Source organism: Fibrobacter sp. UBA7003 (assembly GCA_002449765.1).
Classification (GTDB): Bacteria; Fibrobacterota; Fibrobacteria; order Fibrobacterales; family Fibrobacteraceae; genus Fibrobacter.
Genome location: DJXN01000008.1, coordinates 14,335 through 32,713, shown reverse-complemented (window position 1 = coordinate 32,713; position 18,379 = coordinate 14,335). Strand labels below are relative to the sequence as shown.

The 18,379-nt window shown below is 54.2% G+C and carries 8 protein-coding genes; 1 reads left to right on the top strand and 7 read right to left on the bottom strand.

The annotated features are described in order from the left end of the window. Nucleotides 1-26: 26 nt before the first annotated feature. Nucleotides 27-1,832: an AAA family ATPase gene (locus B2952_RS05710; RefSeq protein ID WP_290729746.1), complete on the top strand. Its 1,806-nt coding sequence runs from the start codon at nt 27-29 to the stop codon at nt 1,830-1,832. 2 nt (nt 1,833-1,834) lie between these two features. Here B2952_RS05710 and rsmA read toward each other — a convergent pair whose 3' ends face one another. Genes rsmA through B2952_RS05675 form a run of 7 tightly spaced genes read right to left on the bottom strand, consistent with a single transcriptional unit; the run spans nt 1,835 to nt 18,301 of the window. Continuing rightward, entirely contained in the window at nt 1,835-2,617 is a 783-nt protein-coding gene (gene rsmA, locus B2952_RS05705) for a 16S rRNA (adenine(1518)-N(6)/adenine(1519)-N(6))-dimethyltransferase RsmA (RefSeq protein ID WP_290729749.1), read from the bottom strand. Nucleotides 2,618-2,654: 37 nt separating this feature from the next. Then, on the bottom strand, nt 2,655-4,370 hold the full coding sequence (locus B2952_RS05700; RefSeq protein ID WP_290729752.1) for an MATE family efflux transporter: 1,716 nt from the start codon (nt 4,368-4,370) through the stop codon (nt 2,655-2,657). A 22-nt stretch (nt 4,371-4,392) separates the two neighbouring features. Continuing rightward, nucleotides 4,393-5,109: a DNA alkylation repair protein gene (locus B2952_RS05695; RefSeq protein WP_290729755.1), complete on the bottom strand. Its 717-nt coding sequence runs from the start codon at nt 5,107-5,109 to the stop codon at nt 4,393-4,395. A gap of 3 nt (nt 5,110-5,112) precedes the next feature. Then, nucleotides 5,113-10,917 (bottom strand): GLUG motif-containing protein, encoded by a 5,805-nt coding sequence (locus B2952_RS05690; RefSeq protein ID WP_290729758.1) that lies wholly within the window; start codon nt 10,915-10,917, stop codon nt 5,113-5,115. An 11-nt stretch (nt 10,918-10,928) separates the two neighbouring features. After that, nucleotides 10,929-16,001 carry a GLUG motif-containing protein gene (locus tag B2952_RS05685; protein WP_290735198.1) on the bottom strand — a complete coding sequence of 1,691 codons (5,073 nt, stop codon included), beginning with the start codon at nt 15,999-16,001 and terminating at the stop codon, nt 10,929-10,931. A gap of 13 nt (nt 16,002-16,014) precedes the next feature. Continuing rightward, nucleotides 16,015-17,454 (bottom strand): fibrobacter succinogenes major paralogous domain-containing protein, encoded by a 1,440-nt coding sequence (locus B2952_RS05680; protein WP_290735195.1) that lies wholly within the window; start codon nt 17,452-17,454, stop codon nt 16,015-16,017. After that, nucleotides 17,432-18,301: a TIGR02147 family protein gene (locus tag B2952_RS05675; protein ID WP_290725337.1), complete on the bottom strand. Its 870-nt coding sequence runs from the start codon at nt 18,299-18,301 to the stop codon at nt 17,432-17,434. Before B2952_RS05675 ends, B2952_RS05680 begins: the two co-directional genes overlap by 23 nt. Between the last annotated feature and the right edge of the window lie 78 nt (nt 18,302-18,379).

Genomic DNA, 18,379 nt, shown 5'->3' with positions numbered 1-18,379 from the left:
TAAAATAATATAGATTTGAAGAGCGTATGCCAAAAAGAAAGACGAACCAGACTCTTCTCGCAGGCATCAGCTCCGTCATGCTGATGCTCACGATGGTCGCCACCGTGGCCATCATCAAGCTTTCCTCCGTTCTGGGAGCGTCCGCCTACCTCCTCTTCATCGCGCTCGTCCTCATTATCTCCGTAACCGGGTTCCTCCTGTGGACCCGCTACCGTTCCACCGAGACGGCGCAGCAGGTTGCCGACCTGATGAAAGAGGTGATGACATCCCCGATGGAGAAGAATCTTTCGGGAGATTCGCAGTATGCCGTTGCCGTGAAGCCGAACGGCCAGATAGACCCGAGGCTCACGAAATACATGACGAAGCTTGCGCCCACGGTAAACGCCATCGCAAGTTTCTTCAAGGATTTCATATATTACGACGGCGTGGCCGAAAAGTTGCGCAACCACTTTGAACTGGGCGAAGGCAGCGACACGTTCCAGGAACTTTCGACCATATTCCTCTCGGACATCAACTACCTTTCCGAAAAGCTCGGCCACGAAATGAGCCTCGACTCGTTCGAGTCCTGCGGTTTTGTTTCGCTACTGCTGCGCCTGCGGACAAACGCACCCGCCACGACGGACTGGAACCGCCTTGTTCTCCAGTCATTCGTCGACAAAGAAATCGAGATGGGTCCCCTGGTGCAAAACCTGGAAAGGAACCACGCCCAGATAGAGACCACCGGAGAGATATTCCTGTTCAGTTCGATATTCGGAGGATTTTCTCCCGATGCCGTCCGCAAGTACTCGCGGCTCCTTTATGACTATTCCGCGGCGCTTGCAAACATCGACGGCAAGCTCACTCCGGACGAGGTGCAATGGCTGCAGTACCTGGAAAGGCACATCGGGAACAACCGCTCGGCAGCATGGCGCCCGGGATTCGTCAAGTGCTCCACGCGACCGGTGAACTACAAGAACACGCCTCTAAAAGAAGCCGTCTCGCGCAACATGCGACCCGCAAAGGAAGAACGCGTCCCGCAGGGCGAGGCGGTGAAGCAGCTCGATTCGCTCATCGGCCTTTCGTCGGTGAAGAAGGAAGTCGTCACGTTCTACAACTTTATCCGCGTGCAGAACGAACGCAAGAAGAAAGGGCTTTCCGTTCCGCCGACATCGTACCACCTGGTGTTCTCCGGAAATCCCGGCACGGGCAAGACGACAATCGCGCGCATCATGGCCGAAATTTTCAAGGACCTGGGCGTTCTCCGCAAAGGCCACCTGGTAGAGGCGACGCGGGCAGACCTGGTCGCAGGCTACATGGGACAGACGGCCATCAAGACAAACAAAGTAATAGACGACGCCCTGGACGGAGTCCTGTTTATCGACGAAGCCTACACGCTCGCGCGAAGCGCCGAAAACGACTACGGGCAGGAGGCCATCGACACGCTCCTCAAGCGCATGGAAGATGACCGTGACAGGCTCGTGGTCATCATCGCCGGCTACACGGACGAAATCAAGCGCTTCGTGAACTCGAATCCCGGCCTCTCTTCGCGATTCAACAGGTACATCAACTTCCCCGACTATTCGGAAGACGAGCTCGCGCAGATTTTCAGGTCGTTCCTCGCGAAATACGACTACAAGATAGGCAAAGCCGCAGAGGCCGCCATGAAGCGCTGCATCGCCGATGCCGTCAGCAAGAAAGACAGCCGGTTCGGAAACGGACGCTACGTGCGCAACCTGTTCGAAAAAGTCATCGAGAAGCAGGCCAACCGCCTTGCAGCTTCCCCGGATCTTGGCAGGGTCGACGTAAGCGACCTCATCGCGACCGATTTCGAGCAGGCCGCCGCCGAAAAATAAAGCTACTCCCCGACAATGACCTTGTAGAATTCAAGGAACTGCGAAGGCGAAAGTTCCTCGGCACGGACCGTCGTAGGATAATCCAGAAGTTCGATGGCTTCCTGGATTTTCTTCTTGTCGTAGGCGCGACCGAAGGAATTCGCGAGCGTCTTCCTCTTCTGCGTAAACGCGGCCCGCACGAAGTCGAAGTAACCCTCGGGGACCTGGAGCGGACATTCCTTGGGCGTGAGGAGCATCGTAGCGCTGTCCACGTTCGGGCGCGGCGTGAAGTGTTCCGGGCCGATCTTCCTCAGTATCTGCGTATCGGCGAACGCGGACACGAGTACGGATAAACTTCCGTAGTTGCTGCTGCAGGGCGACGCGCAGATGCGTTCAGCGACTTCGAGCTGCACCATCCCCATGAATCCCCTGGTCAGATGGAGCTTCGGCATGAGCCCCGCGATAATCGCCGTGGAAACGTTGTACGGGAGATTGCCGGTGACCCACGGTTTTGCGTGCGCATCCAGGAATCCCTGCAGGTCGAACTTCAGGAAGTCGATATTCTCGATGCGGAAGTTTTCCCGGCCCCGGAATTTCTGTTCCAGAAATTCCACGCACTGCTCGTCGATCTCGACGGCAGTGAGTTGCACGGCGCGCCCGAGCAGATGCTCGGTCAGCGCCCCGTGCCCGGGGCCAATTTCAAGCACGTAGTCGCCCGCCTCTGCAGGCAGGTCCCCCGCAATCATCTGCGCGGTAGGTACATCCAGAAAGTTTTGGCCGAATTTGCGGCGGCGTGCTCTATCCATACCGAAAAATTAGCAATTCGAATCCGGCGGAGCAATCCTATTCCTGCGCAAAGCGGAACACATGGCGGTTGCAGCTCGTGGTAAGCAGGTAATGCTTGTCGCGCTGGACCTTCATGAACATGTTCACGAGGTAGGCACGAAGTCCCGTCACCGAACGCTCCAGGTCTGTCAGGTCCATGAGTTTCCCGTCGTCCTTGATGACAAGCAGGAATTCGCCCTGCAGCACCTGCAGCGAGACTTCCATGTAAACCTTCCGTCCCGCATTGCTCTCGTAGACGGTCATGCCGAGTTCCTCGAGCAGGAGCATCGCCTTCACGATTCCGGCGTCATCCACGGACGCATCCTTCAGCTTCTTCCCGATGATATCGCGGTACTTGACCAGGTTTTCGGGATTCAGCAACAGATCGTACATATACCAGTGTCCCGTTCCTTCGGATTCTTCGAGAAGGAGCGGAAAACCGGATCTACCGTAGAGCACGAGCTGGACAATGCAGCACACTGCAAAAGCAACAAACGGAGAAACGCCAAATCCGAGCCACACATTACCATCGCCCCAGAGCGGCACACCGCCCAGGACACAGGCTACCGGGCCGAGGAACACCGCGACAAAGATGAACAGGAACGAGAGAATCGGCTTTTCGTGGACATGATAGGCCGCATATATCTTCACAAAAGCGAGCGGACACAGCCCGACAGCGCAGGCGCGAATCGCAAAGGCGAGTTCGTCCGCGGCGCTTGCCGAACTGATGTGGAACAGGCGCGCGAGCAGGGGCGCAAACGCCAGCAGGAGCGCGGTAGCGACCAGAGTCTCCTTGAGCGACACCCAGTTCACGAATTTCATCATCTGCGCGACCCCGTTACCGTTTTCCTCGCCTCGGTAGATGTTGATAATCGGCTCGGCCGCCATCCAGATGCCATTGAATACGACGCTGAGTTCAAGGATTTCGTAAATAACCGAGAGGATGGCAATCCTGTCGCTGCCGAAATGGGTGACGAAGTAGAAGTTCATGACTGCGGCAAACAGCGCAAAGAAAAGATACTCGCACGCTTCCGCCATGCTGAACCGGACAACCTTCGCGACATCGCGGATCTTGAAATACCACACAAACTTGAGCGTATTGCCCTTCCGCACAAAGTGCGAACAAAGCACAAGGATGCTGAGAACAACGGAAAGCACCGTCCCGAGCGCGATTCCCGACATTCCCCAGAACTTGCAGAACACGCACGAGAAGACCAGGTTTCCAAGCAGCAGCACCGCATACGAGATATTGCATGTCTTCATGTCACCGTCGACATACACCATCTCCTGCAAGATATTGTTCAGCGGGATTACGAAGGCAAGTCCCAGGAACCATCCGTAAAACTCGTTCACGAATTTCAGCTGTTCGGCATCTATTCCCGACGTATCGAGGAACAGGCGCCCGACAGCAAAAAGAGCCACCATCAGGATCCCGACCGCAAAAGAAAGGATTATCCCCTGTCCGAAAAAACGGTCCGCACGGTGCTTGTTCAGGCGCCCCAGCTCAATCGAATAGCAGACGAGGCTCCCCACCATGACCATCGCGCTCAGAAACAGGATGAACGAGAACATCGGCGTGAAGAAGGATATCGCCGCCAGCGCATTTTCGCCCAGGAACCGGGCCGCGACCACCTTGTCGATGAAGATGTTCACGAGTTCAGCACAGACCGAAAACGATGCCGTAAAGAGCATCGACGTAAACCGCCTTCCGCAAAATGTCTGGCTGATGCGCATACGGAATGAAATAATAGAATTTTTACTTCAGGCGACGCAAGATAGCCTTCTGCGCATCGGTAATGCGGTAGCTTTCGCACGCCTTCTGGATGGACTTCGCGTGAATCCACGGCGAAAGCTTTCGGCCCTCGATGTAGGGGAACGTCGCATCCCACTGCTTGGCAAGCGCGGTCGCGAAATACCAGGCGACGACCATCTGCACGTAGTAGCGGTCGGTGGGGCATTCCGCGCGGCCGTCGTCATTAAACAGAGATTCATCAATAGCCGCGACCCACTTCAAAAACTTCTTGTCGAATCGCACGTCCAAAAAGAACGTCATGAGCATGTTCACGCCGAAGCGAACCGTGTAAGGGTGCTTTGACTTGAGCCATTTTTCGATGCACGACACGAACCGCTTTTCGTCCTTGAGCAATGCCTTTGGCGATTTGCCATCGCATACCGCCCAGTTGTCGATGTAGGGCAGGAACTGTTCGATGCGGTACAGGCACTCGTCCGCATCCTTAATGCGTTCGACCACGAAGAGGTGAACCTGGTTTTCTTCAAAGTACTTGTGCGGCAGTTTGTCCAAAAACTTGGCGACATCGGCCGCCGCGAACTCCTTCGCAATCTTTCGCATGGTAGGCACCCGCACGCCGATAATCGATTTCTTGTCGATGTTCGGCAACAGCGACGCATGAAAGTCGCGGTACTTCAAATCCTGTTCGGCCTGCAGTCGCTTTAGGAGTTCGGCATGGGTCATGGGCTACCTTTTTAGCAAAAGCGCCTTTCCGGCGACGCGGCCGTTCACCTGCAGCACGCCCACGTAGCGCCCGCGGGCAATCGCACCGGCATCGAGCGCATCGCTATACGCACCTGCGGCACGGCTCCCCAGGTTGAACGAGCGCACCACGCGACCCTGCATGTCTACAAACGCGAACTTCACGGCGCCCGCGGCAGGAATTTCGAAGCGGAGCGCCACATGCGGGCCATGGAATGCGGCACCGAACCCGAGTCCAGACGCAACCGCAATTTCGAAGTTCCCGACCGTCTTCTCGATTTCAAGCTGCATCGTAGCGGGCTTGCTCCAGAGCGTGTCGGAACCGAGCAAAACGCCCACGCGGTAGGAGACTTCGAACTTCCCAGACGGCGCCTCGACATTTTCGAGCGAATCGAGCAGGGCCTCGCTTGCAGAATCCAGCGCGAGTACCTTCGTTGCCGCCGTATCCATCACGAAGGCATCTTCGAGAAGCTTGGCGCGGACATTCTTTGCAATCCCGGTGTTGCTATTGTACACGGCATTCTCTTCTGCAAGCATCGGCGGGTTCGGCATGCCGCGCAGCAGCGGATAGCTCACACCCTCCTTGATGTACCACACGGAATCGAAATCGAACGCGGAGAAGGATTTTTGCTTACGCATTGCCGAGGGCGAAAGTCCGGTATTCGTCGCCAGTGTATCGATACAGCCGTCGGCAAGGAAGTAGAACTCATCCGAAGGCATCGACCCTCTGGGCAAGTCAACGCAAAAACGGTTTCCGTCCTTAACGGCCGTTCCGGAAGCATACCCCCTCACCTTCGTAGCGCTACCGTTGACACTGGCAAATCCAAAGCCATATGGCGTTTCATTCGCCGACACATCGCCCGTCGAATAGCAATCTTCAATTACAGCCTGATTGATATTGGCAAAACCGCCAGCCTCCTCTACATTTCCCGTAGAATAGGACCGCCTGATAGTTCCATCATTTTCGCCGACAAAACCGGCAGCCGCGCTTGCATTCCCCATCGCAAACGAACGCTCAATCACGCCTTCGTTCTTGCCGACAAATGCTCCAGAATAGGAATAATTTCCACTCCCCTTGACATTTCCGGCAGCATAGCTTTCAGAAATAGTCGCCTGGTTCAAGCCCACAAAGCCACCGACACAATACATGCCCCCAACATCGACAGACGCATGCAGCCCTTTCAATTCCTTGCTATAAGCTTTAGCGATCAGGCCACCGACATAGGCCCCATCCTTCGCGTCAATAACGCCCGTTGCAGCAGAGTTCGTTATAGTCCCGCTATCAATCGCGACAAGGCCACCTATTCCATCAATATAAAAATCCTCGTATTCGTAATCCTTTATTTTGTGGTCAACATAATAATACACGCCGCGTTCTTGGATAATCTGTTTCGCATCAATATTTACAGATGCGTCGACTATACGCCCGGTTCCCGTATTCATGGCGGCAATTCCACCAATCGGGCCACGGCCATTATTCAACGACACCTTGGCAGACGAAAGCTTGATAAGTCCCCTGTTGACAAGAGCAATTCCACCAACGAGTCCCGAGCTATCGCTCCAGACAGCATCAACATTCACGTTGAGGACATCGCCATCGTTTATCACGGAAATACCCGCCAAAGATGACCCGCCAAAAATTCCCTTGACTGAACAATTTTCTATAAGCCCCTTGTTATCGTAAACAAGACCCGCACCGCCAAAAGTTTTCTTGAACAAGACATCCATATCAACATGGCTTACAGTCCCCATGTTCACGCCGGCCAAGGCGCCAACTTTATTTACATTTCCTTCTTCTCTGCTTATCTCATACCTCTTGAAGGACAAGCTATCGATTACACCTGTTTTTGCAATCGTATCCACAAGCCCCGTGGGTTCACTGTCCCAGAAGTCCATATAAAGGTCGCTGATACTGTGACCGCCGCCGTGAATTTTTCCAGTAAACAATCTCGAGGTATCCTGCGGTATATATCCGCCCAAAACAACACCATAGCAATTGCAAAAATCTTCGAGTATTTCAATCTTGCCAATAGGGTTGAATCCAATGCCTCGCCCGCTGAAAAGGGTTTGGGTCTTTGAGGCAGAAGCATCGATATCATTAGCCACACGATAGACGGACGAAAGCTTGTACTTTCCGTACCCGATTGATTTCAAGTCACCGTATGTCTTGATCAGGAACGGATCGCTCTCAGTACCGGAGCCAGCCATTTTGAGCATCGTCTGGTCAACATCCAAATTCGGATAGACTTTTTCCTTCATTGTTTTGGATATACGGTAAGCCGAAGTAAACCAAGACAAATAGGGATAGGTTGTATCTGCAGCAATGCTCCAAGTTGAAACGAAATCCCAATCCTTGTAATTTTCCTTCGTAACCATCTGCCGCGTAGTGCGGAGTTTCCCACCAGCCGTTACATTAACAAACCAAAGAGAGCTATCGCCATACACCGACGTATAAGTCGACTTGTCGGCATCCCCTGCAACAACTCCCCATTTAGAAGACCCCACTACACGGCCTGCGGCAAAGGAGTTTTTCACGGTTGCATTGTCGGAGTAGCCAAACAGACCACCGACATTCTTTGTACCCACGACATTCGCAATCGAATAGCAATCCGCTACGCTAGCCGCGCCCAAATGCCCTACGAGGCCGCCCACATTTTCGTTTCCCGAAACGAGGAACCTGGATGCGCTCTTTGCGAGAGATCCCGAAGATTTCTTACCGACAACGGAGCCTACGTAATTTTCGCCAGAAACATCATACTTTACAAAGATTTTTTCGAGCGTAGCACCTTTATCGACACCGGCGAGGGTACCGACATAGTTCTTGCCATGGATGGCACCCCTAGTATCCGCAGGCCCATACGAATTATCTTTTCCAAGATACGAAGCCGTATCAAAGACGACGCCGCTCACCTTGGCACCCGCCGCCAGAGCCCGGAAAAGCCCTACGGAATCCTCGTCGGGGCGGTTGATGTTCAAGCCCGCAATAAACTTGTTATTCCCGTCAAACACGCCGCTGAATTCTCCAATCGGTTCGAAGCCCTTGCAAAGAGTGCTGTCGGCATTGCAGTTCTCCCTGAACGAACTCGCGGCATTGATATTGCTCATCAGCTTGTAATACTTGTCAAGCCCGTATTCGTACTTGCCGATATACTTGAGGTCATCGTAATCGTAAATCTTGTAGGGGTTCCTTTCGGTACCGGTACCAGCGAGCATATTTACCGTACCGTCGTCTTCGAGCGTGCCCGGCAATATCGGGTCCATGCCCTTGAAGTACGGGTAAGAAACGCCTTCCTGGATAGCCCACACGGTATCGAAGTTGAAACCTTCGTATGTTGACTGTTTCAACATTTCTTCGGTGGTATTCCCTCCGTACACGTTTCCTGTAACAGTACTGTCGAAATAACATGATTTGATGTGTTCGCCCGACCCGAAGAAGTTTCCTCCGATAATTCCTTCCGGGTCGGGAGCCTTCAGGATACTCGCAGAATAGATGTTCTGTTGCAAGGTGCCCGATGAAAACTCATCCGAAATGCCCATAACGCCACCCACGTTCTCGTAACCCTTGACGACATTCACCGAGAACGCGTCTACAACCCTCGAAGCGGAAGCGCCAAAAATTCCACCGACAATATCGCCCGACGTTACATAGCCGGTAGTCCCGACCACATGGATTTCACTTATGCGGGTAGCACCCATCAATCCGCCGACAAACGACATCCCCGACACGTTCCCGTTCAAGGAGACAACGTTAGTGACACGGGAGTTATCGATTTCACCCGCCAGCGCACCGACATACCAATCCCCTTCGACTTTCGCGTTTTCAAGTTTCAGGTTCTTGATGTCAGCGTCATCCGCCACCCCGAACATTCCCGCAAAGTCACGATACGGGTCGACAATCGTCAGGTTCTTGATGGTATGGTTTTTTCCGTCGAAGACTCCCGCGAACACATGCACGCTATCGCCGATGGGCCTAAAATTGACCCCGGCAGCATCGATATCGGCAGTCAGTTCGTAACTTGCCACCAGCGGGTAGGCCATGTCGTTTCCGATTTTCTGGAGTTCCGCAAGTGTCGAAATCTTTATCCCGTTGGGTACAGCCACGTAGCTCGACGTTCCCCAGACGGTATCGCCTTCGTTTACCACGCCGATTCTATAGCCATAATAGAGCGTATCTCTCCTTAATATAAAACTTGTATAATCGCCACTAACGGTATCATATTTATCGCCCAGATTCACCCAGCCGAGCCACTTGCCGACAAGTTCGCCATCGACCTCGGTAAGCGAGGCAACAGGCGGCTGCTCTTGCCACTTTGCCGCCACAGTCGGAGTCGCAATCGGGATAAACGACTTTTTCGAATAGGGGTTGTTCGCCAGGTACGGGAAAGTCTTGCCTTCGTCTATGTCCCAATAACGAATAAAGTTCCCCGTAGGCGAATAGCAAGCGCCTTCATATATAAAGTATTCGCATGTATCCGTACCATCAACGACATACTCATCATAACCCAGAGTGTCCCAGCCCGCAAACGACGAGAGCTTCATCATCTTCGCGGTAGAAAGCCCCGTGCCGCCTGCACTCGTATCGAGTCCCGAAATTTCGGTATTCCAGTAGGAGCTAAAAATTGTATCGGGCGAATATCCAATAAGCCCGCCTACAAGCGAATCGCCCAAGACCTTGTTTGCCGCATAGGAATTGAAAATGGAAGCACCGGAGCCTGCAACGCCACCGACCTTGTTGTTTCCGCGCACCTCGCCCATGGCGAACGAACTCTGTACAAAGCCACCGCTCCCGACAACACCACCCACATAGCGTTCTCCTTCTACCTTTCCGATGGCATACGAATGGGATACCGTTCCCTTATCGTTATCGCCAACAATGCCGCCAATATCTTCATCAAATTCATAGCCGTAACGTACCAAGTCCATTGTAGACACGCACATTTGAACATCACCTTCGGATTCTCCGGCGATGCCACCGACATTATTCACATCGGATTCTCCCGGGACAATCGTTCCATTGGAACGGCTGTTAGTAATACGCCCGTCATTGAACCCGACAATACCGCCGACACGCCCGTCCATAGCAATGATATTCACATCGGCAACGGCGCTATCGATTGTCGCCTCGTCTGTTTCACCCACAATTCCGCCAACCCGTTCCGTACCCTTGATTTCTCCTTGGAACGAAACATCCTTCAAGGCGGGAATCATACCGGAATACCCGATAGCCCTCATCGCAGCACCCACAATGCCGCCGACACGCTTCTTCCCTTGAACAAAACCGTTCGTCACATGCACATTTTCAATCGTACCGACAAGCCTTGCGACAACGCCACCCACATGGTCGGTTTCGCTCACCCTCCCCGTCACATGGAGATGGTCAAAATTCAAGTTCTTGACAGAACCGACAAGTGCGTAGATAAAGCCCACATTCTGTTCACAGGGTAGCCAGATTGTTAAATTGAGAATCGTGTGGTTCTGGCCGTCGATAGTTCCCCAAAACGCCACGCTGTCGGCTGCATCCTTGTTCTTGCCGATAGGGATAAAGCCGTTGCAGCCGCCCTCGTCACTGCACATCTCGTGCGCCGAGGCCGAAGCGTCGATATCGGCAGTCAGCACGTAGTTCGAAGAATAGAGGTAAGTGCCCTTGCCTATCGCCTTCAGGTCTTCGTAATCCTCAATCTGGAAAGGCTTTTCGGCGGAACCATCACCCTTCATGGTGCCGTTCGCCGCGAACGAATGGATCGCAAGCAGCGACAGAACGGCAGCGAAAACAAAACGTAACTTCATCATCTTTCTCTCTCCTAGTCTCTAGCCATCAAAACTTTTTCCATCACCTTGCCGTTCACCTGCAACACGCCGATGTAGCGGCCTCGGGCAATCGCACCGGCATCGAGCGTTTCGCTATACGCACCCGCGGCACGGTTGCCCAGGTTGAACGTGCGGACGACACGGCCCTGCATGTCCATGAGCATAAACTTCACGGCACCCGCGGCAGGAATTTCGAAACGGAGCGCCACATTCGAGCCTCGGAAGGCGGCACCGAAGCGGGCTCCCGACGGGGTGGCAACCTTGCTCAAGCCAACCGACTTCAGGACACCGAGTCTAGCTACGGCTTCGTCGCTCCAAATCGTATCCTTGCCGAGTACCATGCCCACGCTGTACAAAATCTCAAACATCCCGGAAGGGTTCTCCGCCTTTTCCAGAGAATCAATCAGGAAGATACTCGTAACATCCAGATGGACCACCTTCGTCATCGTCGAATCCATCACGATGGCATCTTCGAGTATCTTGGCGCGGATCCTATTTTCGAGGGACCCGTTCCCTTCAAGCTTCAGATTCACACTCGCAGGGAATGGCATGTTCGGCAAACCGCGCAGCATCGGTGTCGAGAAGCCTTCCTTGATGTACCACACGGAATCAAAATCGAAACCGCGGTACTCATCCTGCATGTACATGGAGCCCATGGTAGTTCCCTGGGGCGTATGGTAATTCGTACCATCGACAGGCTTCCCGTTGTCGGACTGTTCCACAAAATACCTCGTCTTGAGAGCATACGAATTTTCGATGGAACCCTTGTTCTCGTATGCAAAGGCGCGATAGCCCTTTCCGACAGAATAAGACTTGCTGATGACACCCGTATTCAGATAAACAGCCGAATAGGCGGAATCGTTCATTCCGAGCACATCACCCATCGAGAACGAATTTTCGATTGTCCCGTGGTTCTCCACGGCAAAGCCAGCTATGACATACGGCATATCCCGTTCGACATCCGCATTAACGTAGCATTCCGATATGGTTCCCTCGTTGATATAGACCAGGCCACCCCCGCGAGGGCCGAAACGCCCGTAACCGCCAAAGAACCCCTCGAAGGAACTCTGCCGGATGGTACCCTCGTTCCGGTAGACAAGCCCCACATCGGCCTCCAGATTGTCGCACTTGACATTTACGTTGTCTACAATTCCCTTGTTCACATAGGCAAGGCCTGCTGTAACGCCGGAGAACTCCACAAACCTTATTTCAAGGCTATCCACGATTGCCGAAGAATCGATAGCAAGGAAGAATCCCGAATTGCGGTACGCTTGGAGCGTACAGATATACAGGTCATGTATCACGTGGCCGTTCCCGTGGAATTTGCCCGTAAAGGTCGTATCCGTCCCGTGTTCGTAGGAACCCCCGAACAGGCCCTTGGAATTTTCGCGATACTTCCCGATAGACGGGAAACCGATGGTGAAATTCAGCTGCGGATGGCTGGCAGAATCCACATAATATAATTCATCCGAGGAGGCCGACGCATCGATATCGTTTGCAAGACGGTAAACCGCCGAGAGCTTGTATTTCCCATAGCCTATCGCCTTGAGGTCGTCGTATGTCTTGACGAGGAACGGGTCTTCCTCGGTGCCGGAACCTTCCATCTGGAATTTCACATCGTGTGTCCTGACAGGGTAAATCAACTTGACACCGTCTGTCCATGCGAGGATGGGATAGGCATCTGCGGCATGTTTCAGCCACACCGTCCCGAATTCCCAGCCCTCGTAAGAAGCCGAATCCAGCATTTCGGCCGTCGTGAGCGACTTTCCGACACTGCTGTTGTCGAACTGCCACACTTCGCCATCGTAGTAGACCGACTTGTAGGTCGACTTCTCGCTTGATCCCGCCAGGTTCCCGACATTTTCGTTTCCGCGCACTTGGCTTATGCTGTAGATGTTCGTGTACGCCGAAGCGGAATCGATACCGACAAAGCCGCCGACATTGGCATTGCCCTGAACACTCGCCCAGGAAAGGTTGTCTGTATAGGAAGCGTTCTTGGAGCTTCCGGCAAAGGATCCGACATAATCGTTGCCTTCAACCGTACCGTTGACATGGTCGTACTTCGCGGTACCACCTTCCTTCGCCCCGACAACCATACCGACATAGTTGTTGCCGCGAACGACCAGGTCGCGTTCCGTACCCATGCTCTCAAGGTCGGCACCCTTGTCCAGCCCGGCAATACCACCCACATAGTTCCTGCCGATAATGGTGCTCTCGCCCAACCCTATTCCCGAAACCTTGGCACCGGGATTGAGTTTCGTGAACAAGCCGACGTAATCCTCGTCGGGGCGGTTGATGGTCAGCTTGAAAATGCCGTCCCTGTGTCCGATGAACGTCCCGCTGAAACCTTCGGTTCCGCCGATGGGTTCAAAACCGGCACACACGCCGTCGACGCAGTTGTCCGTCGCGGATTCGCTTGCATAAAATCCCTGCAATTCGTAATGGGCGTCCAGGCCGAATTCATGCTTGCCGACATTCTTGAGGTCATCGTAGCTGGTAATCTGGAACGGTTTTTCCGCCGTACCTTCGCCCACCAGGGCATAGCTCGTTCCGTCATCGACCAATGTTCCCGGAAGCGAGGGGTCCATTCCCTTGAAATAAGGATACGACACGCCTTCCTGGATAGTCCACACGGACTCAAAGTCGAACCCCTTGAACGTGGCCCGCTTCAGCAGGGAATCAGTCGGGAGCGCTTCACCCAACTCGTACCGATCGACCTGCCATTCGGAAGGCATAAGCGTGCTGTCGAAGTATATGTCCGCATACTTCTCGTCGTAGTAGGAATTCTCCACGGATCCGGCAATTCCCTCGATACGCTTGCGGGGGCCCTTCACAAGGCTCGCGGAGTAAACATTGAGGACGGTATCGGCATTATGGAAATCCAAATTCGCACCGCCCATAACGCCCCCAACCCAATAATGCCCCTTGACGACATTCACGGAATAGGCATCTGTCAACTTCGACGCGAACGCCCCGAAAAGACCTCCGACACAGGTATCTCCCGTGACGGCGCCCGTACTTGCAAGGCGCTCCATGTCGTTTGAGAACGCGATACCGATAAGCCCACCGACATTGCTATGGCCATTGACCGTTGCGTCATACGAGACAACGTTGCTCACAATCGACCCGTCAATCTGGCCCGCAAGCACGCCAACTATTTTCTTACCATTGACATTTGCGTTCCTGAAAACAATGTTCCTGAAGACAGCCTTTTCCGCCTTCCCGAAGAGTCCGGAATAATCCTTCTTGCGGCCATCAATCCTGAATCCACTGATGGTATGGTTCTTTCCGTCGAAGCTACCCGTAAACAAGACACGCTCGTCACCGATAGGTTCGAAATCAACCCCGGACGCATCGATATCGGCCGTCAGCTCGTAATTTGCAAACAGCGGGAAGCCGACATGCCTGCCAATCTTCTGCAGGTCTTCGAGAGTCGCAATCTCGATACGGTTCGGGACCGCCATGTAGCTCGACGTACTCCAGACGGTATCGGATTCCTTGACGTAGCCAATCTTGTAGCCGTAGTAGATGGAATCGCGCGCCGCATTCAGGTAGTTCGCGCCAGTCCATTTGCCGAACAATTCACGGCCGGTATCGTCTTTCGCGGCGACAACCGGATTTTCCTGCCACTTCGCTGCCGTCGTGGGAATCGCATAGACGACAGCATCGGGCTTCTTGCCGAACACAGCCAGGTAGGGGTACGATTCCCCCTCGTCGATAGTCCAGATTTCGGTGTCCCATCCGAAAAAGCTTTCGAACTTTTTCATGGCGACATCGGAAAGTCCCGTCCCGCCGCTGCTTGTATCCAATCCGGAAAATTCCACGTTCCAGTAGGAGCTGTCCGCCTCGCCCGAACCGATCAGGCCGCCTACCTCCTCGACTTCCGTCGTATCAAAAATTTCAACAGGCCCGACCGAGTACGACGTGCTTACCGCTCCCGATGCATCGCCAACGAGTCCGCCTACATACCTATTCCCCCTCACCGCTCCCGTAGCAAAGCAATTACGGATAGTCCCATCATAGTTCTTACCGACCAGGCCGCCAATATCGAACTCGCTCCCAGTGACGCTGCCCGTAGCATACGACTGCTCAATAGAACCATAGTTGGCTCCGATCAGACCGCCCAATTTGCTTTTGGGAACCGCAGTAGTCAAAGGCAGAATATCCACAGATGCCCTGGATGAAGTGATGTAGCCACCGCTTATGTTATACCCCACAAGCCCGCCGACTTCGGTGATTGAACTTCCGGCAATGGGGAGGATTAAACCAGCCGCTTCGCTTTTTTCAATATCTCCTTTATTTTCGCCAACAAGGCCACCAATATCGCTTCCCTTCGCATATATCTTGACATCCGCCTTGCTTTCGGCAATCGTACCACGGGATCTTCCGGCCAGCCCCCCTACACTGGATCCGCCCCGGACAACGCCCTCATACGAGACATTATCCAAATTGGCCGTCGTCTTTTCCATGTCGCCCACGATACCGCCCACATACTCACGGCCCTGCACTTCGCCATTTGTAACGTGCACATCGAGGATATACCCGGTAGCCGTGCCCGCAACGGCGCCGACATATTTCGAATGGGGCGCATAGATATCATCCAGGCCGCCCCACACCACAAGGGAATCAAAGTTCAAATGTGAGACCAGTCCACCCTGACCCAGGTTCGCGAAAAAACCCACGTTGTGCGCACAGGGCGTCCATATGCGCATATTCCTGATCGTAAATCCACGCCCCCAAAAATAGCCCGTGAAAACGGAAGCGTCCGCAGCATCCTTCTCAAGTCCCAAGGGAATGAACCCGTTGCACACGCCTTCACTGCACCATTCGCCATACGAGGCCGAAGCGTCGATATCGGCAGTCAGCATATAGGCTGAAGAATACAGGTAGGCACCCTTGCCTATCATCTTCAGGTCTTCGTAGTCATCGACCAGGAATGGGCTTTCGATGGTACCTTCGCCCTTCATGGTACCGTTCGCCGCGAACGAACAAACCGCAAGCAGCGACAATGCGGCTACAAAAGCAAGCCTGATTTTCATTGCGTTCCTCACCGACATCATGAACATAATATATACTCTCCTAATCCATTACGCAACGGACCGCAAACCCGTTTGCCAAGGGGAATGCCTTCAAAGTGACCGAATCGTCACTCCCGACAAGGATTCCATAAGCGGACTCACGGTCTTCCGAATCATTTTCGGCGCTCCACAGGTACGCCTTCAGCCCTTCGGAATCGAACGAACCGCTGCGGTAGCGTTCGCCGACAGCGACCGCCGAGAACCCGGTCCCGTTCGTGCCCGCGCCGCTATCCCAGCCTGCTGCCGACTTGAGCGCAGATGCAGCCGCGCTCCCCCCAGCCGCCGCCATCAGGGCGTTCCATTCCGTCGTATCGGGCAAATGCCAACCATCGGGGCAAACGGCCGCCCTTGCGACACTCCAGGTATAGAGGCGCCCCGCCTCCGCGCATTTCGCGGGATTGTTGTCGTAGCACCAGCTGCTGTCCTTGAGTCCGGGCACCGCCACGGTATCGAAGTAGTTCAGGTTCTCGGCCATCCACGTCTGGCCACCGATTTTTATCGTCGCATAGGCATGGCCGTCGCGGGCATCCACGAGCGTCCCGTATTCCACTTCGGGGTTCAGGTAGGGGTTCCTGGAAACTTCCTCGACAATCTCGTCCACGACGCTTTCGAACGTCGGCGCCACGCCGCCCTCGCTCCAGCTTTCGACATTCCTGCGGATAGCGTCGAACCCGCCGTTTGCCTCGGCCGCGCGCGCCCAGCCTGCCATAGCCTTCTTCGTTTCGGCATCGTCCCACGAGCCGGCCGCGACAAATGCGTCGTCGAACTTGTCGAGGCGTTCTGCCAGTTCCGCGACACCGCCATCGGCCTGCATCATCACGCTCACGGCAAGCAGGGCTGCATTGCCATCTCCCGGTTCTGCGATGTTCATGTCCTCGAACTCTTCAAGTTCGCCCGCAATTCCGAACGCCGCCAGAACTTCGGCCTCGGCCTGTTCCTTCGCGTCGTCAAAGTCCATGCCCTTCGCGGTCACCAGGCGCACCACGCGTCCATATTCCATGTGGGTGAACAGGTTCACGTTCACGCTGTTGCGGTCCGTAAGCCTTGTCACCGCGCGAAGAGTAAACTTGTCCGCAGTCCGCTCGCCCGTCAGTTCGTTCAGGTAATAGCCCGTCGCCTCGAATATGGCGCACGATGTAGACAAAGTAAGTTTCGCGAAATTGAATTCGCCCCTGCTGTTCGCGATCGAGCCCTCGGCAATCTCGCCCGTCGGTTCGAGAGTCTCGCAGTCAACGCCCTTCACCTTCACGGGAGTCCCCTCGACAAACGGGCCCTTCTGGAACACGCCCGATACGTCGGCGACAATGCCCGCATCTTCTGTAACGCCGCCCGCGACCTCGCTGTCGCCACAACCCACAACTACAAACGACAAAATGGCCAGAGGCAGCAACAAGACCGGCAAAACGCCACCGACACACTTAAACAGTTTTATTTTCATCATCCGTCCAGCCCCTTTTCAAATAGTCCTTGTCCTTGATGTTTTCGCTCACCGGGAACAGCTGCATGTTCAGGCGATACACCCGCTCCGTCTCGTCGTCTTCCACGACAATGGCCATGATGCGCTTGCGACATTCCGCAAGCTCGTTCTTTATGCGCTCGTAGGCACGGCTCGTTATCCCCATGGTAAGCCCCGACATGTCGCGTTCCGATAGCGGCAAATCCAATGCACTAACCGCAAACTCCCCCATTTGCCTTTGCATCTCGCGAGCCGCCACCGGAACCGCGTCCACCTTCCCCATGGAAATGGCCTTGTCTGTCTGCTGGTAGTTACCGCTCCCGTCCTTCTTCAGGAGTTTCGCCTTCACCAAAAAATCGAGCGTCTCCGCAACCTCCGCCGCAGAAATCTTCTGCTTGCAGGCACGTGCGATATCGAGCGGCTTCGCGCCGGGCATGTGCGATGCGAGTTCACGGATCACCGGGTTTTTCCACGACTTGAAATAGTCGAATTCCTCGTTGCCCAGAACGCGCACCTTGTGCGCCATCGCGAGCGCGCACCGCTGTTCGAACGCCGCACGCTTCGCCTTGTCGTTTTTCGCGTGCGCATACGAGACCATGAGCACAAAATATTCGGCCTCGAAACCGACAAGCCCCATGGCGCGCGCGACCGAACCCGCAGCCGACACGCTCAGGTTCTTTTTCCCCTCGCTGACATACTTCAGGTACACCGCCGACGAAAAACCGACATCCCGGGCAAAATCTCGCCAGGTAAATGCCGAACTCCGCTTACGTTCCTCGTAGTAGTCACGAATGAACTTGCGATAATCAGTGTATTCTACAATCGCATTCATCACTACAAATATAGCCTTTTTCCGGGGCTGTGCAACGGAATAGAGCACAAAAATGCCGTTTTTACTTCAAATTTTACA

What these genes read in the sequence shown, in the direction of transcription:
- B2952_RS05710 (WP_290729746.1), top strand. Translation starts at nt 27, where the DNA reads ATGCCAAAAAGAAAGACGAACCAGACTCTTCTCGCAGGCATCAGCTCC.
- rsmA (WP_290729749.1), bottom strand. Translation starts at nt 2,617, where the DNA reads ATGGATAGAGCACGCCGCCGCAAATTCGGCCAAAACTTTCTGGATGTA.
- B2952_RS05700 (WP_290729752.1), bottom strand. Translation starts at nt 4,370, where the DNA reads ATGCGCATCAGCCAGACATTTTGCGGAAGGCGGTTTACGTCGATGCTC.
- B2952_RS05695 (WP_290729755.1), bottom strand. Translation starts at nt 5,109, where the DNA reads ATGACCCATGCCGAACTCCTAAAGCGACTGCAGGCCGAACAGGATTTG.
- B2952_RS05690 (WP_290729758.1), bottom strand. Translation starts at nt 10,917, where the DNA reads ATGATGAAGTTACGTTTTGTTTTCGCTGCCGTTCTGTCGCTGCTTGCG.
- B2952_RS05685 (WP_290735198.1), bottom strand. Translation starts at nt 16,001, where the DNA reads ATGTTCATGATGTCGGTGAGGAACGCAATGAAAATCAGGCTTGCTTTT.
- B2952_RS05680 (WP_290735195.1), bottom strand. Translation starts at nt 17,454, where the DNA reads ATGATGAAAATAAAACTGTTTAAGTGTGTCGGTGGCGTTTTGCCGGTC.
- B2952_RS05675 (WP_290725337.1), bottom strand. Translation starts at nt 18,301, where the DNA reads ATGAATGCGATTGTAGAATACACTGATTATCGCAAGTTCATTCGTGAC.